The organism is Dactylosporangium sp. CA-092794, from assembly GCF_050948465.1.
GTDB lineage: Bacteria > Actinomycetota > Actinomycetes > Mycobacteriales > Micromonosporaceae > Dactylosporangium.
In genome coordinates, this window is record NZ_CP192044.1 from 9,422,672 (window position 1) to 9,437,297 (window position 14,626).

Below are 14,626 nucleotides of genomic sequence, written 5' to 3' on the forward strand. Positions count from 1 at the left end.
GGGGTGGCGGGCTACTTGACCGAGCCCGCGAGCATGCCGCCGGCCAGGTGCTTCTCGACGCTGATGAACAGCACGACGACCGGGACGACGGCGATGAGGGAGGCGGCGAGCATGTTGTTCCACTGCTGCTCGTAGCCCGTGACATAGGAGTTGATGCCGACGGTGAGCGGCTTGAGGGCGTCGTCGCGCATGAGGGTCAGCGCGACGACGTACTCGTTCCACGCGGCGATGAACGTGAAGACGGTCGCGGTCACCAGCGCCGGGCGGACCAGCGGCAGCATGACCCGCCACAGGATGCCGGCCCGGCCGGAGCCGTCGAGCTGCGCGGCCTCCTCGATGTCGCGGGGGATCGCGGCGAAGAAGCCGTGCAGGATCCAGATCGCGAACGCGAGGTTGAACGCGGCGTTGGTCAGGATGACCGCGAGGTACGTGTTGACCAGGCCCAGCTCGAAGAACTCCCGGTAGACGCCGACGACCAGCGACGTCGGCGAGAACATCTGGGTGACGAGCACGGCGAAGAGGAACGCGCCGCGGCCGAGGAACCGCACCCGGGCCGCGTAGTAGGCGGCCGGCACGGCGACGAGCAGCACGATCGCCGTGGACGCGACCGCGACGACGACCGAGCTGCGCAGCCAGTGCAGGAAGCGCGGGTCGTGCAGCACCGTGCCGAACGACGACCAGTCCCACCGGTGCGGCAGCAGCGTCGCGGGCGAGGCGAGGATCTCGCCGTTGGGGCGCAGCGCGTCCAGCAGCATGACGGCGAACGGCCACAGCGACATGACGGCGACCGCGAGGCCGGCCAGCGGCAGCAGGAACCGGCTCGCCGAGCGGCGGCGGGTGACGCGGATGACGGCCGAGGTCATGGCTGGCGCCCTTCTCCCCACTTGACCAGGCGCAGGTAGACGGCGACCACGACGAGCATGAACAGCACGTTGCACACCCCGGCCGCGGCCGACATGCCGACGTCGCGCTCGGCGCTCTTGAACGCCAGCTTGTACATGAACGTGATGCTCGTGTCGTGCAGGTAGCCGGGGTTGCGGTCGTTGAGGGTGTAGATGATCGGGAAGGAGTTGAAGACGTAGATGATGTTGAGCAGCGCGGCCACCAGCAGCGTGGGTCGCAGCAGCGGCAGGGTGATCGAGCGGTACGTCGTCCACGCCCCCGCGCCGTCCATCCGCGCCGCCTCGTACACGTCGCCGGGAATGCTGTTGATGCCGGCGAGCAGCACATAGGCGGTGAACGGCACGGACACGAACACGCCGACCGCGATCATCGAGGCCATCGCCCACCGGTCGTCGCCGAGGAAGTCGACCGGCTCGGACACCAGGTGCAGCCGCAGCAGGACGGTGTTGAGCGCGCCGTGGTAGTAGTCGTAGATCAGCGTGAACAGCCGCGCCGTGATGACCAGCGAGGCCGCCCACGGCACGATGAGCGCCCAGCGGACCAGCCGCCGGCCGGCGAAGTCCTTCGACACCAGCTGGGCCACGGCCAGCCCGGCCAGCATCGTGATGGCGACCACCGCGACCACCCACACCACCGTGTTGGTCGCCACCACGCCGAGCGAGGCGTGGTGCAGCACCGCCGTGTAGTTGGCCGTGCCGGCCGGGCCCTTGCGCAGGCCGGTGAGCGAGTAGCGCTCGAAGGACGCCCGCACGAGCGCGATCACCGGGTAGACGACGACGCCGATGATGAGCGCCAGCGCCGGGCCGACCCACACCAGCGCCGCGAGGCCGGAGCCGCGGCCGGGGCGCCGGCGGCGGATCCGGTCCGAGGAGATCTCGGCCGGGCGGGGGATCCGCCCGGCACCGCGGCTGGTCGCCGCGATGCCGGACATGCTTCGCACGGCCAACTCAGCTGCCCGACTCGGCGAGCTTCTGCAGGTCGTCGAGGACCCGCTGCGGATCGCCGTCCGGTGCGACGGCGGTGCCCAGGTTCTGCTGCACGGCGAGCTTGACCTTGTCCCAGCGCGGATCGTCGGTGGGCGTCAGGTGCACGTTGGGCAGCGTGTCGAGGTACACCTTCAGCGCCTGGTCCGAGGAGAACTCCTTGATGCCGGACTTCGTCACCGGCAGGAAGCCCTCGCCCTTGATGAACGTGTTGACCTCGTCGGGCGAGTAGTACAGGTCGTAGAACGCCTTCACCGCGTCGGTGTTGCCCGGCCGCTTGAAGGCCATCAGGTAGTCCGTGACGCCGTAGGTCTGCGCCGGGCCGCCGGTGTTGGAGGGCATCGGTGCGACGCCGTACTCGACGGTCTTGTCCTTGTCCAGGTCGCCCGCGAGCGGCGAGAACCCGACCACCATGCCGGCCTTGCCGGAGCGGAACTGGGCGAACGCGCCGTCGGTGCGGTTGGTGCGGCCCGGGTTGTTCTGGGTCACCTTGTCGGTGACGGCGAGCTGCTTGAGGAACTTCAGCGTCTCGACGTTCTTCGGCGAGTTGATCGTCCACTTGCCGTCGGTCTTCCAGTCCCCGCCGTTGTTCACCAGCCAGATGGAGAACTCCGCCTGCGCCTCCTCCGGCCCGAGCGGCTCGGCGTAGCCGGTGACGCCGTCGCCCAGCGCGCTGATCTTCTTGGCCGTGTCGGCGAACTCCGGCCAGGTCGTCGGCGGGTTGGCGACGCCGGCCTTGGCGAACAAAGCCTTGTTGTAGAACAGGGCCCGCGCCGAGGACAGGTCCGGCATGCCGTAGAGCTTGCCCTTGTACGTGCCGCTCTTGACGAAGGCGTCGAGCAGGTCGCCGCGGACCTCCGGCGAGAGCACCTCGTCGGCGTTGTAGAGCAGGTCGTCGGCGGCGTAGCTGGCGTAGGCGTTGAGGTTGAGGATGTCCGGCGGGCTGCCGTTCTGGATCATCGTGCTGCTCTGCTGATCGATGTCGGTCCAGCTCACCACCTGCACGTCGAGCCGGATGCCGGTCTTGGCCTGGTACTTCTTGGCGAACTGGGCCCAGAACGCGGCGGTGTTGGACTTCGAGTACTCCGCCGCGACGAGCCGGATCGACTGGACCTTGTCACCTGTGCCTCCGCCGGCGTCTCCGCCGCCGCACGCCGACAGCCCGAGCGCCGCCACAATCAGGGCGCTGAGCAGCACAAATGAACCCCTTCGCATGGGTTCCTCCCGCGAGTGGAATCGAGTGGGTTAATTACTAAAGGAGTCTGCTTTAATAATCCGGTACTATGCCGTGCCATGGAAGACACGTCAAGCGGGAGCGGACCACACGTCCTGCGATGGCTGAACGCCTCAGCGGTGCTGGGGGTCGTGCGGGCCGCGGACCAGGCCACCCTGTCGGACCTCATGGAGGCCACCGGGCTCACCCGGCCGACCGTCGCGCAGGCCGTCGCCACGCTGGAGCGCGCGGGCTGGATCGAGATCCTGCGCAACGAGGCCGACGGCGGCGCCCGGCGGATCGGGCGCCCGGCGCAGCGGGTGCGGTTCCGCGCCGAGGCGGGTCACCTCGTCGGCGTCGACGTGGGCCCGCACAAGACCATGGCGATCGTGACCGACCTCGCCGGCACGGTCCTCGCGCAGGTGCGGCACGAGATCGACGGCGTCCATCAGGGCGGGGAGCTGGCCACCGACGTGCTCGCCCTCACCGAGTCCGCGCTGGGCGAGGCCGGCGTGGCGCCGGAGTCGGTCGCCGCCATCGGCGTGGGCACTCCCGGCGTGGTCGCCGACGGCGAGGTGCTGATGGCGCCGAGCATTCCCGGCTGGGCCGGCAACCGCCTCGGCGCCGACCTGACCACCCGCTTCGACTGCCCGGTGCTGATCGACAACGACGTGAACCTCGCCGTCCTCGCCGAGAACTGGCACCGCCGCGGCGGGCCGGAGGGCACGCTGGCGTTCGTCCACTGGGGAGCCCGCCTCGGCGCCGGCCTCCTCATCGGCGGCCGGCTGCACCGCGGGCACGCCGCGTCCGCCGGTGAGATCGGCTTTCTGGACCTCGACGAGGAGCCCCGGGAGCGGCTGTCCACCGACCGGATGGGCCCGCTGGAGTCCATCGCCGGCGCCGAGGCCATCGCCGCGCTCGCCGAGTCCGTGGTACGCCGCCGCCGGACTCCGCTGCGCGAGCTGCTCGCCGCCCGCACCGACCCCCTGGACGTCTCGCCGATCTTCCACTGCGCCGCCGAGGGCGACCCGGTCGCGCTGTCCATCGTGGACACCGTGGCGGCGCGGTTCGCCCGCGGCCTGGCGCCACTGTTCCTGCTGCTGGACCCGGACCTGGTCATCATCGGCGGCGGCGTGTCCCGCGGCGGCCCGGTGCTGCTCGACGCCGTCGAGCGGCACGTGCGGCGGCGCACGCTGGTGCCGCCCCGCCTGGAGATGTCCGAGCTCGGCGACGCCGCCGTCGCGCTCGGCGGGGTGCGCCTCGCCCTGGACCGGACCGAGGAGACGCTCTTCTCCGCCGCCGGCCTCAGCGCCGAAGGCTGAGGGGCGGCGCGCGGCCGGACGCCGATCTTCACTCCCCTGGAACGAGCGGGCGGGCGGCTCGGTTCACGCCGCCCGGACCGTCACTCGAACCGGATCTCGTCGATCACGATGGAGCTGTGCCCGCCCCACCAGAAGCTGAGCTGGAACTCGCCGGGGCTGCGGGTGTTGATGCCGTTGGCCGTCATGGGGATGCGGATGTCCGTGTAGGACCGGGTGACGACCGGATGCCCGCCGCCGTCGAGGGTCATGTCGCCGAGGAACCGGGTGACGCCGCCGAGGGTCAGCTTCATGTGCCGCTCCTCGCCGCCCTCGGCGCCGATGATCCGGATCACCAGGTACTTGTAGGCGGACACGTCGCGCATGACGTCGGAGCCGAACCAGCCGTCGTCGTCGTAGACGAGCGTGAGGCCGCCGCCGGCCACCACGCCCCGCCCGCCGCCGTTGGCGAACACCTCCGCGTCGGTCTCCTCGCCGAGGTCGTTGCGCTTGTTCGCATACGCCGAGGGGCTGTCGAAGTTGTCCAGCAGGAACGCGGGCCGGGTCGGCACGACGGTCGCCTCGGCCGGGGCGGCCGGCGGCGGGCCGGCCACCGCCTGCCCACCGGGGGTGGCGCCGGCCGCCGCCGTGGTCTGGCCCGGCGCGCCCGCCGGCCCCGGCGCCGAGGCCGGGGGCGCCGCCGCGGACGCGGCGGTCGTCGGCGCGCCGGACGGTGCGGTCGAGCGCGTGGCCTCGGCCACCGCGCTCACGTCGACGTCGGGCCACGGCGGGGTCTCGACGGTGGAGACGACCGCGCCGGGCGGGCCGGGCAGGCCGAGCGACTCGGCCCGGTCGGCGCCGGAGAAGCCTAGGCAGACGCCCAGCGTCGCGGTCGGGACGGCGGCCGCGACGATGATGCTCAGCCGGGCGGAGCGGGACAGCCGCTCCCGCGGCGGGGCATCGTCGTCGAACTCGTCGTCGTCGAAGCCCTCCTCGTCGAAGCCGTCCTCAGGGTCCGGCGCGGACCCGAAGCGGCGGCGACCGCGGTAACCACCACTCATGGGGCACCCTCCTCGACTACGCCCGCGCAGCGTACTCGAATCTTCGGACCCGACGCACTTCGCGCCCGGCACCCGTCACGGGCAGCGATCGGCCGGTTACGACCGCGGCGGCCTGAACGACGCATCTTCGGCTCTCCTCGCCTGGGGGTGGACGCCGGCAAGCATCACAGAAACGGCCGCGGCCGCCGATGCGTTCACACCGGATCGGGCACCGGCGCAGGATGTCGATCGCAAATTGCGATGAATCTCAATATTCATATGAGAGATGGTGAATGAATGACCCGGGCAGTACATCATCCGGATTATCTTTGTCACCAGGCCGGGCTTATCCCCGACAGGGTCCCGACCAGCGGAAACTGCCCATTTCCCCGATCCGGACGGGATTGTCATGCCGGACGCAGCGCGGAGGATCAATGGTCACACGGCCGCACTGGCCGAGCTCAAGGCGGCCGGCTGGGACTCGCACAGCGTGGCCATGGCCAACGTACGGTTCACCGCGATGGCCAGGCGCCTGCCCGCCATCCTCCGCCGGGCCGTCGCACTGGCCTGGGGCGCCAGCCGCCGGGACACCCTCGCCGCGCTGGCGCTGAACCTGCTCACCGGCGTCGCGACCGCCTTCGGGCTGCTGGCGACGCGGGGGGTACTGCAGGCGCTGTTCGCGGCCGGTCCGACGCTGGAGCGGGTCCGCGCGGCGCTGCCCTCGCTGCTCGTCGTGGCGATCGCCACCGCCGTGCGCAGCGGGCTGTCGATCGCCGCCGGCTGGGCGCAGGCCCGGCTGGAGCCGCAGGTGCTCACCGCGGCGGAGCGGCGCCTGTTCGAGCTGACCACGCGGGTGAAGCTGGCCGCGTTCGACGACGCCGGCTTCTCCGACGAGATGGAGCGGGCCCGCAACCGCGGCTCGCTGGCCGTGCAGTTCCTGGTGCGGGCGGCGATCGACCTCAGCGCCGGGCTGGCCGGGCTCGCCGCCACCGCGGTCACCCTGGCGCTGCTGCACCCGCTGCTGCTCGGGGCGCTGCTGCTGGCCAGCGTCCCGGCCGCCTGGGCGGCGGTGCGGGCGGCGCGCCTGGCATACCTGAGCAACCACGCCCGGACCAGCCGCCGGCGCCGGCTGTGGATGCTGTCGGACCTGATGGCGCACCGCGCGACGGCCGCGGAGCTGCGCGCGTTCACGATGCGGCCGTTTCTGCTGCGGGAGTACGACCTGATGGCCGGCGCGGAGACGCGGACCGAGCTCGAGGTGGTGCGCAAGCAGGCGGTGACCCGGCTCGTCGGCGGCGTCTTCTCCGGGATCGCCACCGCGGGCGTCTACGCGGTGCTCGGTGCGCTGCTGGTCGACCACAGCATGCCGCTGGCCTCCGCCGGCACGGCCGTGCTCGCCCTGCAGGCGGCCCGGGCGGCGCTCGCGCTCGCGGTGACCAACGTCAACCGCGTCTACGAGGAGGGGTTGTACTTCAACGACTACACCGACTTCCTCGACCGCGCCGAGCAGCGCGTGCCCCGGGTACCCCGGCAGCGGGAACCCCTGCCCGCCCCGCACACCATCGCCGTGCGCGGCGTCACGCTGCACTACGCCGACACCGACACCCCGGCCGTCGTGGACGCATCGCTCACCGTCCGCCGCGGCCAGACGATCGCCCTGGTCGGCGAGAACGGCTCCGGCAAGACCAGCCTGGCCCGCCTGATCGCCGGGCTCTACCACCCCGACCGCGGCGTGGTCTGCTGGGACGGCCGCCCGCTCGCCGGCGCAGACCCGGACGAGGTCTGGCGGCACGTGGCGATGGTGAGCCAGGAGTACTGGCACTGGCCCTTCACCGCGGAGCGCAACATCCTGCTGGGCACCCACGACGAGCCCGCCGACGGCCTGGTCCAGTCCGCCGCCCGCCGGGCCGGCGCGCACGACATGATCGAGTCGCTGCCGGCGGGCTACCAGACGCTGCTGTCCCGCAACTTCCGCGGCGGCCAGGACCTCTCCGGCGGCCAGTGGCAGCGCCTGGCCGCGGCCCGCGCCTTCTACCGCGACGCCCCGCTGCTCATCTGCGACGAGCCGTCGGCCGCCCTGGACGCCCGCGCCGAGCACGCACTGTTCGCCGCCCTGCGCGCGGGCGCCCCGGACCGCATCACGGTGCTGATCACCCACCGGCTGGCCAACGTGCGCCACGCCGACCACATCTACGTCCTGCGCGACGGCCACATCACCGAGCACGGCACCCACGCCGAGCTGATGGCCGCCGGCGGCGGCTACGCGGAGCTGTTCACCCTGCAGGCGACCGGCTACTCCTGAGTCAGCCGCCGGACCGCGTCCACGACGGTCGCCCGCCGGTCGGCGGCCGGGACGAGGTCCACCGATTCGCCGGCCTGGGAGTGCCACATGTTGGCCACGGCGAGCACCAGGGCGAGGGTCTGGGCCGGGGTGTAGCGGGCGCTGACGGTGCCGCGAAGCTGGGCCGCCGCGATGGCCTCGACCTTCTCGCGCATCGCGGCGGCGGTGGAGGCCCGGGTGGTGGCCGCGGCGCCGCGCTCGAGCCGATACCAGGTCAGGAAGCGCGGCACGACCGGGTGCGCCCCCGCGGCGTCGTGCAGTCCCGCCGCATACTCGGGCAGGCTGTCGGCGTCGATGGGGACGGTGGCGACCGTCTGCTCGACGATCAGGTCGTGGACGGCCTCGAACAGGCTGTCCTTGTTGTCGTAGAACGAGTAGATCAGCCCGGCGCTGATGCCGGCCCGGCGGGCGATCCGGTCGATGCGGGCGCCGGCGACGCCGGACTCGGCGAACTCTTCCAGGGCGGCCTCCAGCAGTAGGCGGCGCTTGGTCTCCGGGTCGCGGGTCCGCATCAGGCCAGTCTGCGGTAATGAACGTTCATTTGACAACTCGCCGCGTCGGCGCCTTCCTCGGGCCGGCCGGCCGGGACCAGACCTCGGGCACGCCCCACCCGGTGCCGCTCCCCCGCGGCGCCGACGACCCGGCCGGGGGCGCCCGGCTGCGGCAGCTCAGCGAGCGCCTCACCGGCGCTCGGCTCAGCGGCGGGTAGCTCGGGGCTGTGGTCGTGGTCCTGCCGCCCTGATAACGGCTCGCGACCGGGCCGCGCCGCCCGGTACGGTCCGGGTCGTGGGAGTGCAGAACGCCATCGCCGCCCGGCGGGCCGGGGCCGGCGACGCCGAGGAACTGGTCCGGCTGCGGATCGTGATGCTGGAGTCGGTGGACGGCACGACCGCCGCGCCCGGCCCGTGGTCGGAGGCGGCCGCGGCCTCGCTGCGCCGGCGGCTGCCGCTGCCGGGCACGGACATCGCCGCGTTCGTGGTCGACCGGCCGGCGGTGGACGGGGCCGGGCTGGCCGCCTGCGCGGTCGGGATATTCCAGGAGCGGCTCGGCACGCCGGACAACCCGGGCGGGCTGTCCGGGTACATCTTCAGCGTGGCGACCGATCCGGAGTACCGCCGCCGCGGCTACTCGACCGCGTGCCTCACCGCGCTGCTGGACTGGTTCACCGACAACGGCGTCCCGTCCGTGTCGCTGCGGGCGTCGCAGGAGGGGCAGCCGGTCTACGAGAAGCTCGGCTTCGTCGCGCAGTCAGGCCCGGCGATGCGCCTGGTCCGGCCCGTTCCCGCGCGGTAGCGGGTCCGTTCGCGCCCGCAAACGTCACATAACTGTCATGATTCATTACACACAGTAATCAGCCATGACATTGTGGAGGTCGGCATGGGCATGCACGGACCGTGGCCGCGCCGGGCGGCGCTGCGCCTGGGGGTGCTCGCCGGGGTTGGCGCCGTCGCCGCGGCGTGCGGCACGAAGACCGACGACTCGGCGGTGGGGCAGGCGCCCAGTTCGCCGGCTCCGCCGCCGTCGGAGCCGGCGGTGACCGACCCCGACCAGGCGCTCGCCCGGCTCAAGGCCGGCGCGGAGCGGTTCGCCTCGGGCGGGGTGCACCGGCCCGACCAGGACACCACCTACCGGGCCACGCTGTCGGCCGGACAGCACCCGTTCGCGTGCGTGCTGTCGTGCGTCGATTCGCGGGTACCCCCGGAAATCGTCTTCGACCAGGGCCTCGGCGACCTCTTCGTCACCCGGACGGCGGGCCAGGTCGTCGACCACGCCGTGCTCGGCAGCATCCAATACGGCGTCGCGGAGCTGAAGATCCCGCTCGTGCTCGTACTCGGGCACGAGAAGTGCGGCGCCGTGAAGGCCACCGTCGAGGCGGTGGAGAAAGGCTCGCCGCCGGGCGGCAACGACATCGACGCGCTGGTGGCCGCGATCAAGCCCGCGGTACAGCAGGCGGAGGACGCCAAGGCCGCGGACATGCTCGACGCCTCGGTGCGCAACAACGTCAAGAACATCGTCGCCGACCTGGGCGCCCGGCCGGTGCTGTCGGCGGCCGTCGCCGCGGGCACGCTGAAGGTCGCCGGTGCCCGCTACGACCTCGACACCGGCGAGGTCGAGTTCCTCTAGCGCGCTCAGAGCCAGCGGCGCAGGGCGGTGTAGCTGCCGTCGTGGTAGACGAGAGGGGTGGCCTGGTCGTCGTCGTGGTGCTCGGCGTGGACGGGCGAGGCGATGACGATGACATGGTCGCCGGCCTCCACGTGGTTGACCACACGGCAGGTGAGCACGGCCAGGACGCCGTCGAGCAACGGCACGCCCTCCAGGCCCGGGTGCCAGGAGCCGACCGTCTCGTAGGCGGCGAAGCGGTCGATGCCCGGCGTGGCGAAGGCGCGGGCCACCTGCTCCTGCTCGGCGGTCAGCACGTGCACGGCGACCAGCGGGGCCGAGCTGACCGAGGGCCACGCCGACGCGGTCTTGGCCACGGAGAATGAGACCAGCGGCGGGTCGAGCGACACCGACGTGAACGACGTGGCCGTGAAGCCGGTGGGGCCGGGGGCGGTGACGACCACCACGGCGGCGGCGTGCCGGCGGAGGACCCGGCGAAACAGACCCGAGTCGATGGCGCCGATCGTCACGCCCCAACCCTACCCGGCCCACCACGATCTACCGTGCCACGAGCGCTTCCGCCGCCTCGCCCCGGCATCGTGGAATCGGCGCGGCCGTGCCCGTGGTCGGCGGCGGCGTCACCGCGAGGTGGCCACGCGACCGCGCGACCACCGAATCGCCCCCCCACGACGCCGCGCGACCACTTGACGGCCCGCGACCACGCGACAGCCGGGCGACCGCGAGAGGGCCCGCGACCACGAGACGGCCGCGCGACCACGAGAGGCCCGCGACCACGCGACAGCCGGGCGACCGCGAGAGGGCCCGCGACCACGCGACGGCCGCGCGACCACGAGAGGGCCCGCGACCACGAGAGGCCGCGCGACCACGAGAGGCCCGCGACCACGAGAGGCCGCGCGACCACGAGAGGCCCGCGACCACGAGACGGCCGCGCGACCGCGAGATAGCCCTGCGACCGGCCGGGTAGCGGCGGAACGCCGGGTGGTTCGGTGGCCGCCGGGTGGCCGGCGGGCCGCGACGGCGCACAACAAGGGGCGCTGCGACGGTAAAGCTCCGCGATCATGCTCAACTGGCCGTGTGCACCACGCGTTTTCCATGATCGCGGAGCAAAAATGTACACATGTGTACATTATGTATCCGTGATCACCGAAAACCCGGTGTCCCGGAGCCGCTCAACGCATGATCACGGAGACATTCCGCTCGTCCGGCGGCACTAAATCGCTATAAATCCCGGTTTTCCGCCTGTCAGGGTATAAGTCGGATAAATCCGGACACGAAGTGTCTGGATTTATCCGGAAAAAGTGCAGAAGACGGGCCAGTGGAGGCGGGCTAGGAGGTCTCGCCCCAGAGGCGGAGTCTGGCCATGCCGCCGTCCGGGTAGATGTCCAGGCGCACGTGGGTGGCGGCCTGTGGCGAGTCGAGGCGGAAGCGGTGCCGCGTGTCGGGCTGCAGCGGCGTGCGCGGCAGCAGGTCGAACCAGGACGAGTCGTCGTCGGGGGACGCCGTGGCGCGCAGCGAGGCGGAGCCGGGGGCGTTGCCCTTGAAGTGGGTGGTGTCCAGCTCCGCCAGGCGGATCCGGCCGCGGTGCGCCAGGCGGACCGTCACCCAGTCGTTGCCGTCGTCGCGGCGGCGGGCGGTCTCCCAGCCCTCGCTCATCTGCCGGGCGCGGTCCGGCAGCAGCAGGTTGCCCGGCGAGCCGTAGAACATGTCGCTGCAGCCCTCGACCACCGCGCCGAGCTCCATCGCGGCCAGGTCCACCGTCATGCCGTGCAGCAGTGCCGGGTCGGGCACGACCGTGCCGTGCACGCGCAGGCGGGCGACGCCGCCGTCGGGGTAGATGTTGAGCCGCACATGGGTGCAGCGGCGAGCATCGACAACCGGGAAGGGGTTGCGGCTGTCGCCCTTGAGCGGCGACCTGGGCACCAGCTCCGCCCAGTCCGCCTCGGCGAGGCCGGCCGGGGACGGGTGTCCTTCGACCTGACAGCCTTCGATGGAGGTGTACGGCGGGAAGTTCCCGGTGAAGTGCGCGGTGTCCACAACCACCCCGTGGACGACGCCGGGCGCGCCGAGGCGAACGATCGCCCAGTCGTGGCCGGGGGTGCGCCGGCGGCGGGTCTCCCAGCCGTCGTAGACCTTGCCCTTCGGGCCGTAGGTCCAGGTCTCGAACTGCGACGGCTCCGGGTTGACCAGGTTGTCCATGGCGGCGAAGAACTCGTCGTTGGCCGCGACCACGCCCCCGCCCAGGGATCGGCCGGCGAGGTCGGGCAGGTCGGTGAACGTCATGCGGCATCCTCCCGGCGCAGGAACTCCCCCTTGGGAGTGTCCCCGACCGGCACCCCGCGCAGCCAGGTGGTGTGCACCACTCCGGACAGTTCCAGGGAGGCGTAGGGGGTGACCGGGTGGCGGTGGTGCAGCGCGGCCGGGTCGACGACGAACGTGCCGGTCGGGTCGAAGGCGACCAGGTCGGCGTCGGCGCCCGGGGCGATGCGGCCCTTGCGGCGCAGGCCGACGAGGTCGGCCGGGCCGGCGGCCATCCAGCGGACCACGTCGGCGAGGGTGAAGCCGCGCTCCCGGGCGGCGGTCCACACCGCGGGCAGGCCCAGCTGCAGGGAGGCGATCCCGCCCCAGGCGGCGGCGAAGTCGCCGGTGTCGCGGCGCTTGAGCTCCGGCGTGGACGGCGAGTGGTCGGAGACGATGACGGAGATGACGCCGTCGGCGAGGCCGCCCCACAGCCGGTCCTGGTTGCCGGTGTCGCGGATGGGCGGGCAGCACTTGAACTCGGTGGCGCCGTCCGGGACGGCGTGGGCGTCCAGCGTCAGGTAGTGCGGGCAGGTCTCGGCGGTGGCCCGCACGCCCTCGGCCCGGGCCCGGCGCAGCGCCGGCAGCGCGTCGGCGGCGGACAGGTGCAGGATGTGCAGCCGGGCGCCGGCCTCGGCGGCGACCGCCAGCGCGGTGCTCACGGCGGACACCTCGGCCGCCGCCGGGCGGGAGGCGAGGAAGTCGGCGTACTCGCGCGACGGGCGGGCGTCGTGCAGCCGGGCCGGGTCCTCGGCGTGGACCACGAACAGCGCGTCGACGGCGGCGAACGCCTCGGCGAGCCCGGCCCGGTCCAGCGGCGGGAACTCGGGCACGCCGGAGTCGACGAGGAAGCTCTTGAAGCCGAACACGCCGGCGGCGTGCAGCGGGCGCAGGTCGGCGGCGTTGCCGGGCACGGCGCCGCCCCAGAAGCCGACGTCGACGAAGCACTGGCCGCGGGCGGCGGCCTGCTTCTCGCGCAGGGCGGCGACGCTCGTGGTCGGCGGCAGCGAGTTGAGCGGCATGTCGACGATGGTGGTCACCCCGCCGGCCGCCGCGGCCCGGGTGGCGGTGGCGAAGCCCTCCCATTCGGTACGCCCGGGCTCGTTGACGTGGACATGCGTGTCGACCAGCCCGGGCAGCAGGGCCAGCCCGCCGAGGTCGGTGACCGGGCCGTCCGGCTCGGTCTCGTAGTCGCCGACGGCCGCGATCCGGCCGCCGTCGACGGTGACGGTGGCGGCCCGCGGGCCGCCGGGCAGGTAGACCTGGCGGGAGCGCAGGGAGAAGGTCACAGGGCCTCCAGCACCTCGATCGGGTGGCGAACATCGCCGGGCCGCAGCGCCCCGCAGTACAGCCCGCGCAGCAGGAACCGGGCCATGGCGCGCGCGGTCGCCGGCTCGTCGAGGTGGCCGCGGACCCGGCGGCCGAGGTAGTGCCCGAGGCGGCGCTGGGCCTCGTCGACGCCGTCGCGGTAGAACGCGAACGTGGCGCCCCAGCGGGTCACCAGGTGCCCGGGGTGCAGGTCCCAGCCCTGGTAGAGGCCGCGCTCCAGGCTGCGGCGGACCAGCCGGGCGTGCAGTGCCCAGGCCGCTTGGACCTCCTCGGTGGTGCCGGTGGGCAGCACGTTGGTGGAGCCGTCGCTGACCCGCACGCCGGTGCCGGCGGCGGCGAGCTGCATGACGGCCTTGGCGTGGTCGGCGACCGGGTGTTCGAGGCTCTGGTACCCCGGGGCGATGCCCAGGGCCGTGCTGTAGTCGTAGGTGCCGTAGTGCAGCCCGGTGAGGCGGCCGTGGGAGCGCACGATCATCTCCGGCAGCGGCGAGCGCCCGTCGGCGCCGAGCACCGCCTGGGGCGTCTCGACCTGCAGCTCGAAGCGCAGCGCCCCCTCGGCCAGGCCGTGGGCGTGCTCCAGCTGGTGGCACAGCAGCACGGCCACGTCGGCGTGGGCGGCCGAGGTCGCCTTGGGGAACGTGATGACGAAGCCGTCCGGGGGCGGGCCGAGGGCGGTGAGGAAGGCGTCGAGGGTGCGGGCGGCGCGCAGTACCGTCTCGGGCTCGAGGCTCTTGCAGCGCAGGCCGAAGTAGGGCGGGGCGTCCGCGCGCAGGGCGGCGCCGGCCGCGGCCGCGTGCGCGTCCTCCTCGTCGTCGGGGCGGGTGCCGTAGCCGTCCTCGAAGTCGACCCGCAGGTCCTCGATCGGCTCGGTGACGAGCTTGGCCAGGACCATCTCGACGATCTCGTCGGGCAGCGGCGGGCGGCCGTGGTCGCGGACCAGGATGCGGGCGCTGTTGCCCCACTCGCCGACCGTGGCCCGGCCGAAGCGGTCGGCGGGCACGTAGACGGTGTGGATCGGCTGCCGGGAGAAGGGCGCGGACGGCTGCCCGAGGTGCTCGGCCCGGGCCTCCAGCTCCTCCAGGTCCCGCTCGGTGAGGCCCATG

The 14,626-nt window shown here is 72.9% G+C and carries 14 protein-coding genes; 5 read left to right on the top strand and 9 right to left on the bottom strand.

Annotation, left to right across the window (positions count from 1 at the left end; genetic code table 11):
- Positions 1 to 11: 11 nt before the first annotated feature.
- Genes ACQPXD_RS40210 through ACQPXD_RS40220 form a run of 3 tightly spaced genes read right to left on the bottom strand, consistent with a single transcriptional unit; the run spans position 12 to position 3,101 of the window.
- Positions 12 to 863 (bottom strand): carbohydrate ABC transporter permease, encoded by an 852-nt coding sequence (locus ACQPXD_RS40210; RefSeq protein WP_432827592.1) that lies wholly within the window; start codon positions 861 to 863, stop codon positions 12 to 14.
- A complete protein-coding gene (locus tag ACQPXD_RS40215; RefSeq protein ID WP_432827594.1) occupies positions 860 to 1,834 on the bottom strand; it encodes a carbohydrate ABC transporter permease in 975 nt (324 codons plus the stop codon). The genes ACQPXD_RS40210 and ACQPXD_RS40215 overlap by 4 nt, the downstream gene beginning before the upstream one ends.
- A 16-nt stretch (positions 1,835 to 1,850) precedes the next feature.
- Positions 1,851 to 3,101 (bottom strand): extracellular solute-binding protein, encoded by a 1,251-nt coding sequence (locus tag ACQPXD_RS40220; protein WP_432827596.1) that lies wholly within the window; start codon positions 3,099 to 3,101, stop codon positions 1,851 to 1,853.
- A 78-nt stretch (positions 3,102 to 3,179) separates the two neighbouring features.
- Here ACQPXD_RS40220 and ACQPXD_RS40225 point away from each other — a divergent pair, with 78 nt between their 5' ends.
- Positions 3,180 to 4,421 (top strand): ROK family transcriptional regulator, encoded by a 1,242-nt coding sequence (locus ACQPXD_RS40225; RefSeq protein WP_432827598.1) that lies wholly within the window; start codon positions 3,180 to 3,182, stop codon positions 4,419 to 4,421.
- Positions 4,422 to 4,501: 80 nt separating this feature from the next.
- Here the strand turns inward: ACQPXD_RS40225 and ACQPXD_RS40230 are convergent, their stop codons facing one another.
- Positions 4,502 to 5,458: a hypothetical protein gene (locus ACQPXD_RS40230; RefSeq protein ID WP_432827600.1), complete on the bottom strand. Its 957-nt coding sequence runs from the start codon at positions 5,456 to 5,458 to the stop codon at positions 4,502 to 4,504.
- 388 nt (positions 5,459 to 5,846) lie between these two features.
- Here ACQPXD_RS40230 and ACQPXD_RS40235 point away from each other — a divergent pair, with 388 nt between their 5' ends.
- On the top strand, positions 5,847 to 7,739 hold the full coding sequence (locus tag ACQPXD_RS40235; protein ID WP_432827602.1) for an ABC transporter ATP-binding protein: 1,893 nt from the start codon (positions 5,847 to 5,849) through the stop codon (positions 7,737 to 7,739).
- On the opposite strand, the gene ACQPXD_RS40240 is transcribed toward ACQPXD_RS40235, so the two are convergent.
- Positions 7,730 to 8,290, bottom strand: a complete 561-nt coding sequence (locus tag ACQPXD_RS40240) for a TetR family transcriptional regulator (protein WP_432827604.1) — start codon at positions 8,288 to 8,290, stop codon at positions 7,730 to 7,732. The two genes, ACQPXD_RS40235 and ACQPXD_RS40240, sit on opposite strands and share 10 nt — an antisense overlap.
- A gap of 17 nt (positions 8,291 to 8,307) precedes the next feature.
- Here ACQPXD_RS40240 and ACQPXD_RS40245 point away from each other — a divergent pair, with 17 nt between their 5' ends.
- From ACQPXD_RS40245 to ACQPXD_RS40255, 3 genes are all read left to right on the top strand, one after another.
- A complete protein-coding gene (locus ACQPXD_RS40245; RefSeq protein ID WP_432827606.1) occupies positions 8,308 to 8,487 on the top strand; it encodes a hypothetical protein in 180 nt (59 codons plus the stop codon).
- 77 nt (positions 8,488 to 8,564) lie between these two features.
- Positions 8,565 to 9,071: a GNAT family N-acetyltransferase gene (locus ACQPXD_RS40250; protein ID WP_432827608.1), complete on the top strand. Its 507-nt coding sequence runs from the start codon at positions 8,565 to 8,567 to the stop codon at positions 9,069 to 9,071.
- A gap of 84 nt (positions 9,072 to 9,155) precedes the next feature.
- Positions 9,156 to 9,902 carry a carbonic anhydrase gene (locus ACQPXD_RS40255; protein WP_432827610.1) on the top strand — a complete coding sequence of 249 codons (747 nt, stop codon included), beginning with the start codon at positions 9,156 to 9,158 and terminating at the stop codon, positions 9,900 to 9,902.
- 5 nt (positions 9,903 to 9,907) lie between these two features.
- Here the strand turns inward: ACQPXD_RS40255 and ACQPXD_RS40260 are convergent, their stop codons facing one another.
- The 4 genes from ACQPXD_RS40260 to ACQPXD_RS40275 all read right to left on the bottom strand — a co-directional run bounded on the left by ACQPXD_RS40260 (position 9,908) and on the right by ACQPXD_RS40275 (position 14,625).
- A complete protein-coding gene (locus tag ACQPXD_RS40260) occupies positions 9,908 to 10,408 on the bottom strand; it encodes a flavin reductase family protein (RefSeq protein ID WP_432827612.1) in 501 nt (166 codons plus the stop codon).
- Positions 10,409 to 11,225: 817 nt separating this feature from the next.
- The gene (alc, locus tag ACQPXD_RS40265) at positions 11,226 to 12,179 is read right to left on the bottom strand and encodes an allantoicase (protein ID WP_432827614.1); all 954 of its coding nucleotides are present in this window, start codon (positions 12,177 to 12,179) and stop codon (positions 11,226 to 11,228) included.
- Positions 12,176 to 13,483, bottom strand: a complete 1,308-nt coding sequence (gene allB / locus ACQPXD_RS40270; RefSeq protein WP_432827616.1) for an allantoinase AllB — start codon at positions 13,481 to 13,483, stop codon at positions 12,176 to 12,178. Before allB ends, alc begins: the two co-directional genes overlap by 4 nt.
- Positions 13,480 to 14,625 (bottom strand): DUF6986 family protein, encoded by a 1,146-nt coding sequence (locus ACQPXD_RS40275; RefSeq protein WP_432827618.1) that lies wholly within the window; start codon positions 14,623 to 14,625, stop codon positions 13,480 to 13,482. The genes allB and ACQPXD_RS40275 overlap by 4 nt, the downstream gene beginning before the upstream one ends.
- Position 14,626: the final 1 nt, after the last annotated feature.

Excerpts from the sequence above, each read along its gene's own strand:
- ACQPXD_RS40210 (WP_432827592.1), bottom strand. The coding sequence starts at position 863 with ATGACCTCGGCCGTCATCCGCGTCACCCGCCGCCGCTCGGCGAGCCGG.
- ACQPXD_RS40215 (WP_432827594.1), bottom strand. The coding sequence starts at position 1,834 with ATGTCCGGCATCGCGGCGACCAGCCGCGGTGCCGGGCGGATCCCCCGC.
- ACQPXD_RS40220 (WP_432827596.1), bottom strand. The coding sequence starts at position 3,101 with ATGCGAAGGGGTTCATTTGTGCTGCTCAGCGCCCTGATTGTGGCGGCG.
- ACQPXD_RS40225 (WP_432827598.1), top strand. The coding sequence starts at position 3,180 with ATGGAAGACACGTCAAGCGGGAGCGGACCACACGTCCTGCGATGGCTG.
- ACQPXD_RS40230 (WP_432827600.1), bottom strand. The coding sequence starts at position 5,458 with ATGAGTGGTGGTTACCGCGGTCGCCGCCGCTTCGGGTCCGCGCCGGAC.
- ACQPXD_RS40235 (WP_432827602.1), top strand. The coding sequence starts at position 5,847 with ATGCCGGACGCAGCGCGGAGGATCAATGGTCACACGGCCGCACTGGCC.
- ACQPXD_RS40240 (WP_432827604.1), bottom strand. The coding sequence starts at position 8,290 with ATGCGGACCCGCGACCCGGAGACCAAGCGCCGCCTACTGCTGGAGGCC.
- ACQPXD_RS40245 (WP_432827606.1), top strand. The coding sequence starts at position 8,308 with ATGAACGTTCATTTGACAACTCGCCGCGTCGGCGCCTTCCTCGGGCCG.
- ACQPXD_RS40255 (WP_432827610.1), top strand. The coding sequence starts at position 9,156 with ATGGGCATGCACGGACCGTGGCCGCGCCGGGCGGCGCTGCGCCTGGGG.
- alc (WP_432827614.1), bottom strand. The coding sequence starts at position 12,179 with ATGACGTTCACCGACCTGCCCGACCTCGCCGGCCGATCCCTGGGCGGG.
- ACQPXD_RS40275 (WP_432827618.1), bottom strand. The coding sequence starts at position 14,625 with ATGGGCCTCACCGAGCGGGACCTGGAGGAGCTGGAGGCCCGGGCCGAG.